Annotated in this window: 12 protein-coding genes; 5 read left to right on the top strand and 7 right to left on the bottom strand. The window is 58.2% G+C overall.

The genetic code is table 11. From position 1 onward, the window contains the following. Positions 1-28: 28 nt before the first annotated feature. From AC1DK4_RS31595 to AC1DK4_RS31585, 3 genes are all read right to left on the bottom strand, one after another. The gene (locus AC1DK4_RS31595; RefSeq protein ID WP_477132010.1) at positions 29-1,114 is read right to left on the bottom strand and encodes an FAD-dependent oxidoreductase; all 1,086 of its coding nucleotides are present in this window, start codon (positions 1,112-1,114) and stop codon (positions 29-31) included. Positions 1,115-1,253: 139 nt separating this feature from the next. Beyond that, entirely contained in the window at positions 1,254-2,540 is a 1,287-nt protein-coding gene (locus AC1DK4_RS31590) for a CaiB/BaiF CoA transferase family protein (RefSeq protein ID WP_441622074.1), read from the bottom strand. Between the two features lie 12 nt (positions 2,541-2,552). Beyond that, on the bottom strand, positions 2,553-3,254 hold the full coding sequence (locus AC1DK4_RS31585) for a glutathione S-transferase N-terminal domain-containing protein (protein WP_441622072.1): 702 nt from the start codon (positions 3,252-3,254) through the stop codon (positions 2,553-2,555). A gap of 134 nt (positions 3,255-3,388) precedes the next feature. On the opposite strand from AC1DK4_RS31585, the gene AC1DK4_RS31580 reads away from it, so the two are divergent. Further along, positions 3,389-4,339 (top strand): LysR substrate-binding domain-containing protein, encoded by a 951-nt coding sequence (locus AC1DK4_RS31580; RefSeq protein WP_441622070.1) that lies wholly within the window; start codon positions 3,389-3,391, stop codon positions 4,337-4,339. A gap of 100 nt (positions 4,340-4,439) precedes the next feature. Next, entirely contained in the window at positions 4,440-5,675 is a 1,236-nt protein-coding gene (locus tag AC1DK4_RS31575; protein ID WP_441622068.1) for a CaiB/BaiF CoA transferase family protein, read from the top strand. A 335-nt stretch (positions 5,676-6,010) separates the two neighbouring features. On the opposite strand, the gene AC1DK4_RS31570 is transcribed toward AC1DK4_RS31575, so the two are convergent. Together AC1DK4_RS31570 and AC1DK4_RS31565 are read right to left on the bottom strand one after the other, a co-directional pair. Further along, on the bottom strand, positions 6,011-6,610 hold the full coding sequence (locus AC1DK4_RS31570) for a 2-hydroxychromene-2-carboxylate isomerase (protein ID WP_441622066.1): 600 nt from the start codon (positions 6,608-6,610) through the stop codon (positions 6,011-6,013). A gap of 696 nt (positions 6,611-7,306) precedes the next feature. Further along, positions 7,307-8,284, bottom strand: a complete 978-nt coding sequence (locus AC1DK4_RS31565; RefSeq protein ID WP_441622064.1) for a LysR family transcriptional regulator — start codon at positions 8,282-8,284, stop codon at positions 7,307-7,309. A 113-nt stretch (positions 8,285-8,397) separates the two neighbouring features. Here AC1DK4_RS31565 and AC1DK4_RS31560 point away from each other — a divergent pair, with 113 nt between their 5' ends. From AC1DK4_RS31560 to AC1DK4_RS31550, 3 genes are read left to right on the top strand one after another with little or no spacing between them, the layout of a single operon-like run. Further along, a complete protein-coding gene (locus AC1DK4_RS31560; protein ID WP_441643537.1) occupies positions 8,398-9,372 on the top strand; it encodes a Bug family tripartite tricarboxylate transporter substrate binding protein in 975 nt (324 codons plus the stop codon). Positions 9,373-9,388: 16 nt separating this feature from the next. Continuing rightward, entirely contained in the window at positions 9,389-10,597 is a 1,209-nt protein-coding gene (locus tag AC1DK4_RS31555) for a CaiB/BaiF CoA transferase family protein (protein ID WP_441643535.1), read from the top strand. 25 nt (positions 10,598-10,622) lie between these two features. Beyond that, positions 10,623-11,393, top strand: coding sequence for an enoyl-CoA hydratase/isomerase family protein (locus AC1DK4_RS31550; RefSeq protein WP_441622060.1), 771 nt, complete (start codon positions 10,623-10,625; stop codon positions 11,391-11,393). Here AC1DK4_RS31550 and AC1DK4_RS31545 read toward each other — a convergent pair. Together AC1DK4_RS31545 and AC1DK4_RS31540 are read right to left on the bottom strand one after the other, a co-directional pair. Next, positions 11,294-11,800, bottom strand: coding sequence for a plasmid pRiA4b ORF-3 family protein (locus AC1DK4_RS31545; RefSeq protein ID WP_441622059.1), 507 nt, complete (start codon positions 11,798-11,800; stop codon positions 11,294-11,296). The two genes, AC1DK4_RS31550 and AC1DK4_RS31545, sit on opposite strands and share 100 nt — an antisense overlap. A 67-nt stretch (positions 11,801-11,867) precedes the next feature. After that, the gene (locus AC1DK4_RS31540) at positions 11,868-12,251 is read right to left on the bottom strand and encodes an EF-hand domain-containing protein (protein ID WP_441643534.1); all 384 of its coding nucleotides are present in this window, start codon (positions 12,249-12,251) and stop codon (positions 11,868-11,870) included. Positions 12,252-12,480: the final 229 nt, after the last annotated feature.

Here is a 12,480-nt window from a genome sequence, read left to right as displayed (position 1 = left end):
CTATTTTTTCTGCCACCCCGTGACGTCTTTAGTCACGATTTCGCATGGTGACGAACTCCTCAGCAACGCTGGGATGAAGCGCGACGGTCTGATCAAATTCGCGCTTGGTGATGCCATTCTGAAGCGATATAGCTCCCATTTGAATGATTTCTGCGGCATCACGGCCGAGCATATGTATGCCGAGTACCCGGTCACTGCTCCCGTCGACGACCAGTTTCATCATCACGCGCTCAGAACTTCTAGCGAGAGCCGCACGCATCGGCCGGAAATTGGTGAGGTAGACCATGATGTCGGGAAACGCAGTGCGCGCTTGCCGCTCGCTCATTCCCACACAAGCGATCTCCGGCGTGGAAAATAYGGCCGTGGGCGTCAGCCCGAAGTCCGGTGGGCAGGACAGGGTCGAACCGAACAGAGACTCGGCGAGCCACTGGCCCTGCCGTATTGCGACCGGCGTTAGGTTCAACTGCCCAATCGCATCCCCAATGGCATATACGTTGTCTAGTGACGTTGCGTATCGGTCATCCACTGCAATGGCACCGYCCGGTTTTTTCACAAGCACGCCTGCTGCGCCAGCGGTATTGGGCACGCGGCCAGTTGCGTTCAGCACAACATCGCAATCGAGGATTTCGCCAGCATGATCCGTCAGGCGGTAGCCTTCGGGAAACGCGCAGATAGACCGAACCGAGCGGTTCAATCGAATTCGGATGCCTTGCTCACGGTACGCGTCAATAACACCCGCCTGCAGATCTTCGTCGAATCCTCGGAGCACGGTCGCACCTCGGTGAAGCACCTCGACATCGGCACCCAGCCCCTTAAAGATCCCCGCAAACTCAAACGCGATGTAGCCACCACCAATAATGGCGACGCGTGCCGGCAGTTCTGGGAGTGCGAAGACGTCATCTGATGTGATGCAATGTTCCGCACCGGGGAAGTCCAAATGCGCCGGCGCCGCTCCCGTTGCAACTATGATGTGCGTAGCCAGCACCGTCCTGCCTGAAGCAAGCCGTACTCGTCCACTGTCCACAATCGACGCGCTTTCATCGAAGATCGTGACCTGGCTGCTATCTAAGCCCTTCCTGTACAGGTTCTCGAGGCGGGTTACCTCATCGGCAATGCCGTTTACGAGAGCCGCCCAGTTGTGTCCCTGACTCTCGATGTTCCACCCAAATCCAATGGCGTCTCTGGCTTCACGCCACCAGAACCGGCGCCGATAACAAACAAATCGAAGGTTTCCATGCTGTCATCCGCCGGGGTTATCTCGCAATCTCCGCCTCTGCCATTGGCGCACTCAATGGATCAAGTAGTTTGTCTCGCACAAGCACTCCTTCGGCATACAAGGCACTAATTTCATCCTCTCCAAGTCCCGCAAAGTCCTTCAGAATTTGTTCGTTGTGCTCCCCTAGCAAGTCGGCCTTCAGTGAGGCGGGATACTCCCATGCGGAAAACCGCGCCGGAGGGCCGGGAATCTGGAAATCTCCAACGTACGGGTCACGCACCGTTCGAACCACACCGCGCTCCTGCAAGTGAGGATGGCTCATGGCTTCCCGAAGACTTAGAACCGGCGCGCACGGAATCCGCTCGCGCTCCAAGGCATCTATTGCAGCGTCTCTGGAAGGGAACATACTAAGCCACGATTCCAGAATCTCTTTGAGCTGCTCGTTGTTGTCACGGCGGAGCGCAGCGCTGGAAAATAGCGGATCAGTCAATAGATCCGGACGTCCTAAGGCGGATACGAACTGTTCCCACTGGTGCGGGAGCGTGGCCAACGTCAGGTACGTGCCATCACCACAGCGAAAGATGCCCGTCGGGCCTCCATCGGGGTGTTGTGAACCGGTTCGCGTGGGCTCGTAGCCTTTCCTAAGGCTGACGCGAGGAATGGCTACTTCATGCATATTGAAGTACGTATCGAGCAGCGATGTCTCAATGTATTGCCCCTCCCCTGTCCGCTCGCGATGCAGCAACGCAAAGCCGACGGCCATGGCGGCGGCAACACCGGTAGATGCATCCCCGATGGCCATCGTGATCAGCGCGGGACTTCCCTCGGCCTCGCCAATGAGGTCCGTGATACCTGCATATGCCTGCGCGACATAGTCGTATCCCGGCTTATTCGCCAGGACACCCTTTTGTCCTGCAAGAGAGATGGAGCACATCACGAGGTCAGGATTGATCTTCTTTAATACCTCGTATCCAAGCCCGAAACGGTCCATAACGCCCGGGGAGAAATTCTCGACGAGAACATCAAACTCCGTGATCATCCTAAGAATCAGCTCTCGCGCCTTGGCACTCTTGAGATTCAGTGCAAGGCTCTTCTTTGAATGATTGTGCTGAACGAAATAGGTACTTTGGGAACAGCGCTTGTGCTCCGGTTGCTGACTACGCAACCCACCAATACGGGTTCTGTCGCCGAAGGGGGCAAGTTCAAGCTTGACAACCTCTGCGCCCATTTCGGCGAGGATGCGGGTACAGGTCGGTCCAGCGACGATCTGGGTAATGTCCAGCACACGAAATCCGGTGAGCATTGGAGTATTGGTATGTGGCACGGTAGCTTTCTCCTATCTCGAGTTGAACTGATTCTTGCCGAACAAGTTGTCCCACCGATCACCGCTTGGCTTTGCACCGGTCTTGTCGACCTTCTCAGCCAGCACGGCGACCCCACGCTGAACGGCCGGACGCTGACGCACTGCTTGGTACCAACGTTCGAGATTGGGATAATCCGCAATATCCTGGCCCTGCCATTTGTGTGCGCGCAGCCAGGGATAGGTCGCCATATCGGCAATCGAGTAGTCGCCCGCGAGGTATTCGGACTCGGCGAGTCGACGGTCAATGACGGTATAGAGACGACGTGCCTCGTTTGTGTAGCGATCGATGGCGTAGTCGATCTTCTCAGGTGCATACTTTCGGAAGTGATGTGCCTGGCCGAGCATGGGCCCGACGCCGCCCATCTGGAACATCAGCCACTGCAGGACCTCGTATCGCTTCCGGGTGTCCTGTGGCATAAACTGATAGCCACTCTTTTCGGCCAAGTACATCATGATGGCACCCGACTCGAACATCGCAATGGCCTGCCCGTCAGGACCTTCATGATCGACAATGGCGGGAATCTTGTTGTTTGGGCTGACCTCGAGAAACTCTGGTGCAAACTGCTGACCTTTGCCAATGTGCACCGGTATGACGCTGTAGGGCATCGCCAGTTCTTCAAGGAGGATGGAGACCTTGTAGCCGTTCGGCGTGCTCCAGAAGTAAAGATCGATCATCTCGATAAGGTGGTTCGTTACTGATGGAGCCATCTTAGAAATGTCACGATCGTCGCGCCAATACTGTGTCCCGCTTGGGGCATGTCAAAAACTTATGGCAGTCCCACGATGGGCGCCACGCTATACAATCTGCTATGGAATTCCGACAACTAAAGTACTTCGTACGAATCGTCGAGCTCGGTAGCGTGTCACGCGCGGCTGCCGATCTTTACACCGCCCAGCCGGCGCTCAGCCAGCAAATCGCCAAGCTCGAAGACGAACTGAGAGTGAGGTTGCTGGCCAGGAGCGCTCGCGGCGTGGTCGCAACTGAGGCGGGAGAGGTGTTCTATCGCCACGCCCGGGCGATGCTGCGCCAGGCCGATCTCATGAAAAGTGACGTTCAGCACGCGGGCGAGCACCCGCAAGGGAAGGTATCTGTCGGCCTACCGACCAGTGCCGCAACCATCCTCGCGCCCAGACTCCTCGCTGCATCAGCCGTGCAGTATCCCGATATTCAGTTACAGATCACCGAGAGCCTGAGCGGGCACCTACAAGAACTGGTAGTAAACGGCCGGATCGAGATGAGCCTCTTGTTCGAACGCGTGGACGGTTCGGGGGCGGTATGTGAAACAAGACTTGGCGCTCACCTTGAGGTTACCCCGCTTCTCATCGAGCGCCTGCTTTTGCTTTCCTGCCAGCTGCCTGGCAGTACGCCGCCTGAGGAGGTCACCATCGCCGAAGCGGCAAAGCGACCGCTAATACTCCCTGGTCGGTCCAACATCACGCGTCAAATCATTGACGAAGCGTTCGAAGCAGCGGGGGAAAAGCCCGTTGTTTTGGCGGAGCTGGACTCACTTGCCACCATCCGCGCTGTCGTGGCAAGTGGCGTAGGGTCGACTATTTTGTCGCCTTCGATCCCCGGAGGCACCCAGGGATTGACAATTCAGCGAATCACCGACGCGGCGTTGCATCGGCGACTTTCGTTATGCACGTTCGACATCATGCCGTTAAGTTCGGCGGCTCGCCGGATCATGGAACTAATTCGGGAGACTGCGCTGAAGCTGGTGGCCGAAGGCGAATGGCCCGGCGCCTCGAAAATTGAATAGCCATACGGAATCGCAATACCGCTACCACAAAGTCCTATTGGCCGGGTACCCCGTTGCATGCCTAGACTTCCCATGCATCTAAACAGGCAAACGGTATCCCATGACTAAACGGATTCTCGAAGGCATCAAAGTACTTGACCTCACCAGGTTCTTTTCCGGCCCTCAATGCACGCTCTTCCTCGCCGGGTTGGGAGCGGAAGTCATAAAGATCGACGATCCGGAGATCGGAGATCCAACCGCGTTTTCTCCGCCCTTCGCCGGCCCTCAAGGAGTTTCATTCGAACGGCGCTCAGAGCTTGACATGGGCATCGCGTACCTCAAGCGGGCTCGATCAAAGAAGTCTACGACCCTGAACCTGAAGAATGCCGAGGGCAGGGAGTTGTTCATGCGCATGGTCAGGAACGCTGATGTCGTGGTCGAAAATTTCAGCGCGGGAGTCGCGGATCGACTTGGCATCGGCTATGAAGTGCTCCGCGAGGTCAATCCAGGCGTCGTCTATTGCTCTCTGACCGGATATGGGTCTACTGGACCCGCAAAGCATCTCAAGGCTTATGATCTGATGGTCCAAGCGGCCGTTGGCCTAATGAGCATTACGGGACAACCGGACGCCGGGCCAACGAAAACAGGGTCTCCGCTTTCGGACGCGATCGCGGGCCTTTTCGCGGCATTCGGAGTTGTGGCGGCATTGAACTACCGCCAGCAAACCGGTGCAGGACAGTCTGTGGATGTTTCCATGGCCGACTGCCTGCTGTCCTTGATCCTGGACGAGCCGCTCGATTGCTATCGCGAGCTGGGCCTTTCGTTTCAGCAGGGTAACCGAATCATGCGATTCTCTCCCTTCAATGCGTACAAGAGTGCGGATGGTTGGGTGACTCTTGGCACTGCCACCAACGATGATTGGAGCACACTGCTGGACCTAATGGGACGCGCTGACCTCAAGGAAGACTCCAACTTCATGTCCGTGGGATGGCGCCTGTCGAACAACGCGACGGTCGATGAGATCGTATCGGCATGGACTTCGTCGCTCCCCACTGCGGAGATTGAAATGCAAATGCACTCTGCAAAGATACCATGCAGCCCCGTAAGGACGATCGACGACGTGCTCGCGTGGGAACAAATCGTCGCACGGAACATGGCCGTGTCACTGTGGAATCCGCTCGCTGAGGCAACCATGGATGTCAAGGCTGCATCGTTTCCCTTGCGATTTGGTCACGCGGAGGTTGGCTATGACGCCCCGGCCCCGGTTCCTGGCGCACACACCGAAGAGATTTTGCGCAATATGGCTGGGGTAGATGCAGCTGAGTTTCTACGGCTCCGAGAGCGCCGGATCGTTTGAGTTCCCCTATGGGCAGGGTCTTTCGACACTGCCCAATTCAAGCATACCTCAAGAAGGCGTATTGCATCCTGCAATCGCGCTTGATCGAAAAAGCGCTTGTGCGGGTGCAAGTTCTCTTTGGAAAAGGGATTTGAGGCAATGCGAGGTCAGTCTTGGTCCGGCGTCGAGATTGCGAACGGAGTGACGTCGATTTGACGAGCCCGTCTGCCGAAGCAAGGTGGGAATCCGGGTAGGTCGATGAGCGACCGCGCACCGTTGGATAGGTCCATAATTCTGATGGACTGGCGTGGCCAGCGCAGGCACGGCGTCGCTGGCCAACCCGTCGCGGATCTCGCCTACGCTACCCGCGCAAGCTCCTCCTCCATAAAATCGAGGCGGTCCTTTCCCCAAAACATCTCGTCACCCACGAACATCATCGGCACGCCAAAGACTCCCCGCTCAACGGCTGAGTCCGTGCTTTGAGCAAGTTCGGCGCCGATCTCCTCGCTTCCGGCGACCTCTTCGAACCATGCGAAGTCTACGCCAAGAGACTCGACAATCAGTCGCAACCCGGCATACTCGACGATGCTGGCGTCACCGCGTTCCCAGTACGCCTCCATGACCTGCTCGACAAACGCCAACTCCAAGCCCTTTCGTCGCATTGCGAGAGATCCACGGAGAACCCTGCTGGACTTGATGGGAAATTGCCGGGGGATCTGGAACGAAATATTGTACTTCTCGGCCCAGCGCATCAGATCTCGCTTGCGATAACGAAGCTTTGCCTTCGACTCTTTCATGAGTTCGTAGTCATTGTTCCGGAATACGTACCCCAGATTGTAGGGATGCAGGACGAGCTCGGCGTTGTGGCGCTCGAGGATCGGCTTGAACAGCTTGATCGCAAAATAGGTGTTGGTGCTACCTACATCCCAGTAGAGGTCAACCCGCTTCTTGTCCATTTCGACTCCTGTTGAATGAGACTGTGTTCAGTCTATGGATAGGACCGCAGTCTGACTAATATGGAATGGCGATTCGGGTATATCGAAAAACTATCGGGCACTTGGCGCCGAGTCGGTACAGAGTCGGCGCACCGAATCTCGATCAGAACACGTGATATTCGTGCATAGCAGAGAGTACCGGTACACAAAGTTTGTTGGCGGCTGAAGGCCAAGGCGAAGCTATGGTCAGAGAAGCCTTCGACGCGCGCTGGTGTCGTGCCAGCGCCTCACGCGGGCTAGCGATTGGTTCTTGGCTTGCGCGTAGCGAGGGCTAGTTGAACGAAAGACCTCACTGCAGGTGATATCTCGCGACGCCGGTGCGGCAACTCCAACTGAATCGGAAAGTGAAAGTCCGCGATACGCTAGTACACGATTCCGGGCTGGGAAAAGCTCTGCATCGCGATTCCGGCACGATCGCGACGCCATAACCGGCCGATGCCAGACTGATTGCTGAAATGAAGTCTTGCACTCGATATTCAAGATTCGGAGTAAAACGCCCTGCTGCGCCAAGGGYCGTCAATGCATAGCCGAAGCCGAGCGACCACCGCATATGGCAATCTTGCCGAGCAGGCTGGGCGCCACCACCGCAGCCCATCAAGCTTCATTCTGGCGCAAGGTACTGAACCTGGGCGGGAGAACTTCCTGAACCTCTCAGTACTAACTCCCAGCGCTATCCCCGCGCGCGTTAAAGCAATGGACTGGCCACTGTCCGCCGTCTACCAACCGCCCAGTTATTGCGAGAAGACGCTGCCATACCGTCGTCACGGCCAACGACGCGGGTAGCGTCGCGGCCCGGCAAAGGTAGACCTGTCGCGTGAACCCCTCTTCAGCGACTCGCGCACAGGATACGATGCCACCTCGCCACTCTTCCTGTACAGACGCGTGAGACAGGATTGTGAAGCCCGCCCCCGCAGCAGCAAGGGCTATGAGCTCCGGAATCGCATTCACTTCCGCAATGACCTGAAGTTCGGTGTCTTGGGATGCGCTGAACCGATCGATGAGGCTGCGTAGACCATGCAGTCCGGCGGGAAGAATCAATGGGTAGTCACCCAATCGCGAGAACGGCACGCTGAGAGCAGCGTTGATTCCGTTTCGACCGTGCGCCGAGAGCTCGCCGGGCGGCCCGACAAGCAATAGGCGTTCTTCGAGCACCCGATCTGCGCGCAGCCCGGGCTCGGGCGTACCGCCGAAGGTCATGCCAATATCCAGATGCCCGGTCAGCAGCCCTTGCGGGATGTATCCGGTGCTCTGTTCGATGATTTGCAGGTCAATCCCCGGCCATTCCGCGCAGACTTCCTTCACGAGTGGCACGGTCAGTAGCTTTGCCAACGACTGCGGTAACCCGACGGCTACCCGCCCCTGCGGTTGCTTGATCGCTGTCCGAATGTCTTCGTACGCCACTTCCACGCGCCGAAGGATATCGGTCGCATGTGCGAGCAACATCTCGCCTGCGGCCGTGGCCACGACCCCGCGCGGCGTTCGCTCAAGCAAGGCCGCTCCGAACTCCTCCTCCAAGTTCTTCATCTGGAGGCTTAGCGCAGGTTGCGCGATGTGCAGGCGCTCGGCAGCGCGAGAAATGGAACCCGCTGCGCAGACTGTGACAAATCCCCGCAGGGTACGAAGTTCGAGAGCCATGAAGTGCCTCGGCGAATTGGCCATATCGAAATCTTATATCGGATATCCGAAACTTGTCTTGGACTTATATCCGGCAGGTCGTCATGCTACGGGCAAAACCATAGGACACGATGATGAATCCGACACGACGCACATTGCTGCTGGGGGCAGTCGCCTCCGTAATGGCAAGCCCCCTCTTCGCCGCTGATTGGCCGACCAAGCCCGTCCGGATCGTTGTGCCGTTTGCTGCTGGCGGGCCCACCGACTTCATTGCCCGCCTATTGGCGACGGCCCTGTCAAAAGAATTGGGCCAGCCAGTCGTCATCGACAATCGCCCTGGTGCCAGCGGCAACATTGGCGCCCAGCATGTGCTCGATAGCGGCAATGACGGCTACACCCTGCTGCACAACACCGTAGCGATGCAAGCTGTGAACCCGCTGATGTACCCGCATGCGCGCTTCCTGCCAGGACGAGATTTCGTGCCCATCGCGACGACAGGCTCGATGCCGAACGTCTTAGTGATCCATCCCGACAAACTCAAGGTAAAGACGCTTGCCGATCTGGTCCAATTCGGGAAGGCGAAGCCCGACGCTCTGACCTACGCAACCTTTGGCGCTGGATCATCACCGCACATTTATGGCTCTCTGCTGCAGAAAAAGGCTGACTTCAAAGCGGTAGCGGTGCCGTACAAAGGTAGCTCCCCGGCTCTCACGGACGTGATGGCCGGCCAGGTCGACTTTGTGTTCGACTCATTCACTACGTGCATCGGCCAGATCCAGGGCGGCAAGCTGAAGCCACTTGCCATTACCTCTTCGCAGCGCTCTCCGATGCTRCCGGACGTGCCGACGCTCAAGGAGGCGGGATATCCAGGCGCGGACCTGAAGTTCTGGTTCTCCCTGCAAGCCCCCGCGCAGACGCCTAAGGCGGTCGTAGACCGCCTGCGAGCGGCTGCGGCAAAGGCAGTCAACGACCCCGATTACGTTGCAGCGCTACGCAATCGCGGCGCCGAACCGATGCCGACACGTCCCGACCAGCTCGTCAGCTTCGTCCGAACAGACGCCGAGCGTTGGACGAACATCGCGCGCGGTCTTGGCATCCAGCCGGAATAAAAAGGAAACTCAAACCATGCAACCATTGAAAGGCATTCGGGTTCTGGACCTGAGCAAGGTCCTGGCCGGCCCCCTATGCGGCCAATACCTCGGTGAGCTGGGCGCAGATGTCATCAAAGTCGAGCCGCCGGGTTCGGGCGACGACACGCGCGGCTGGCTTCCTCAGGATGCGGGCCAGTCTGCCGTATTCCTGGCCGTCAATCACAACAAGCGCAGCATCGCGCTAGATCTCAAAACCGAAGCCGGCCAACGCGTCGTGCAAGAACTGGCGGCCAACGTTGACGTGGTATTGCAGGGATTCGGTGGCGGTACCGCCAAGAAACTCGGCGTGGACTACGACACGTTGAGCGCCGTGAATCCCCGGTTGATCTACTGCGAGATATCCGGCTACGGGCGCGATGGCCCCCTGGGTAACGAGCCCGGCTATGACGTGATGTTGCAAGCATTCAGTGGGATGATCAGCACCATGGGGGAGCCCGGCGGGAAGTTTGCACGGGCGAGCTTCTCGCCCGTTGACATCGGCACAGGCATGCACGCCCTCAGTGGCATCCTGGCTGCCCTGCTCGAACGACACACAACCGGAAAAGGGACCTATCTGGAAGTGGCGCTTATGGAGACCGCCCTCGGCTTCATGGGATATATGGCGCAGAACTACTGGCGTAGCGGAAAAGCACCACAACGGATGGGCACAGCACATCCGTCGATGTCACCGTACCAGGCATTCGATGCAGCCGATGCGCCGCTGATGCTCGGAGTTGGCAATGACTCGCAATGGAAGCGCTTCTGTTCTGTGGCGGGTCTCGAGGACTGGGTAGACCATCCGGACTTTGCTACCAATGCCGCTCGGGTACGGAACTTCTCCCGAACGGTCGATCTAGTGCAGTCGCGCCTCTCGACTCAGCCGCTCGCTTACTGGATGGAAGCGCTCCGGCAAATAGGCGTGCCTTGCTCGCAGATCCAGACTTTGGACCAGGCTCTGGCGCACCCTCAGGTACAGGCCCGACAATTGATCGTCGAGACGGAGCATCCCGTCCTGGGCACCGTCGCGAATGTTGGCCTGCCCGTGCGCTTCCGCCGAGAAGCACGCCATGCAAGCCGTCCAGCCCCGCTGCTCGGCGAACACACTGACGAAATCTTGCACGAGGCTGGTTTTACGCCTGAGCAGATTGAAGGTATGCACCGCGCCGGCACGGTAACCTCCGCTGCGGCGATCGCAGCCGCCTAGACCCCAAACCAGTATTGAGTAGACTATGTCCTTGGTTACCTACACTGTCCGCGATCACGTCGCCGAAATCCTCCTCGACAACGCTCCTGTCAATGCCCTCACCGTTCCGATGGTCGACGCGCTGATTCGGGCTTTGGACCGTGCGGCCTCTGACGACGCGGTTCGGGCCGTCATCGTTGCGAGTGCGGTACCGAAACGATTCTGCGCCGGGCTTGATATTGCCGCACTGCAAGGCGCTTCGGCGGACACCGTTCACACGCTCCTGGACAAGCTCTACGTCCAGTTGTCCGAAGCGCAGTATCGTCTGGGCAAGCCGTCTATCGCCGCGGTGAGTGGAGCTGCGCGCGGAGGCGGCATGACCCTGGCTATCTCCTGCGATCTGATTGTGGCTGCCGAGGATGCCAGCTTCGGATACCCCGAAATCGAAGTCGGCATGCTCCCGGCAATCCACTTCACCCATTTGCCGCGCATTGTCGGCCGTCACGTGGCATTCGATCTGCTCTTCACCGGGCGTGCCTTCGGCGCGAACGAAGCGCAGGCGTTGCATCTCGTGAATCGTGTCGTGCCAGCGAACGAGGTACTCGAGGAGGCGCGGTTACTGGCCTCGACCCTAGCTGCCAAGTCGGCATCTGCGATGAACATTGGCAGAGCAGCATTCCATCGGGCCGTCGACAGCGACTACCGTCGTGGTGTTTCCTACGCGGTCGATACGTTCTGTCGCGTTGCAGACACCGACGATGCGCGTGAAGGGATTGCGGCCTTTGTAGAAAAGCGACTGCCTAATTGGGGTTCTTGAAGAGTTCCTGAGAACGGGCCCTGCTGCCCGCCCATCAGAGCGCGCACGATGTCCTGCCTCAGCACGCGCCGCTCGACGCGGATATCGTGCCGCCACCATGCATTGAAGTCGTACACATAGACGAAGGCCTCGTGCTCGCACAGAGCGAATGCGCCCGGCGTCAGCGCGGTTGCCGCCGCGGAAAATTGCAGAGCCCCATCGCGGCTTTCGCCATATCGCCGGCCACGAATGATGAACTGGTGCAGGTGATCGTCTGTCCAGCCCATGGCTGCCTGAATGACCTCGTGGAGCCGAGCCAGCGTGACGCGCTCAGGAATGAGCAAACGCCGCCAGACCGGCGGGCTCAAGCCGCGCAGAGCAATTCGAAGTTGCAGGACGGAGGTCGCCGGCGCAGGATCGGAAGCCATGAATGCAGGTGCCTCATTGTCCTCTCAGCAGCGGTCCGGTCGTCGGCCCCCGCTTTGGCGCGGTCTCCTAGTTGATGATTGGATTTTTCTTCTGCATATCGTCCTTGATCAATTTTGACCAGGCTGCACCCACTTGCCGCTCGGTCACGTAACCGCGTTTCCTGGTATCAAGCTGGTCGAAGCGCTTGTAGACCTCAGGCATGCCAGCGCGTGCTTCTTCACGGGTCAGTTTGCCGTCATGATCAACATCGGCCTCCCTGAAGCGTTCGCTGAACCACTTCTTTCTTTCGGCCGGCGTCATTCCTTTGGGCGGCTGCGGTACTTCGTTGACATCCGTGGTAGCCGACGAAGTCGATGGTGTCGTCTGTTGTGAAGGCTGCGCGATAACGGCACTGTTAGCCAGGGTTATCGACAAGGCCAAGGCAGTTACAAGGAAGTTCAGTCGGACCATTTTTCTCCTCAACTATTGATTTGTGACGGCGTACCGGCAGAGTGAAATTGCTTTGCAGTTCGCAATCGCATTGTTCCAGAGCGCAATTCAGGTAACAGCGGAGTCCTCCTAGGTACCCGCACTAGTATTGGCGAGAACGCGGCCGGCCATTTGACATTATGGGACAACCAGTTGATATATCGGGACATTCCGGGGATACCCCCACAAGAATCCCGCCGCAGGTAAAGAA

This window comes from Cupriavidus sp. 05N38 (assembly GCF_056397345.1).
This window is presented reverse-complemented; position numbering and strand designations above follow the sequence as displayed.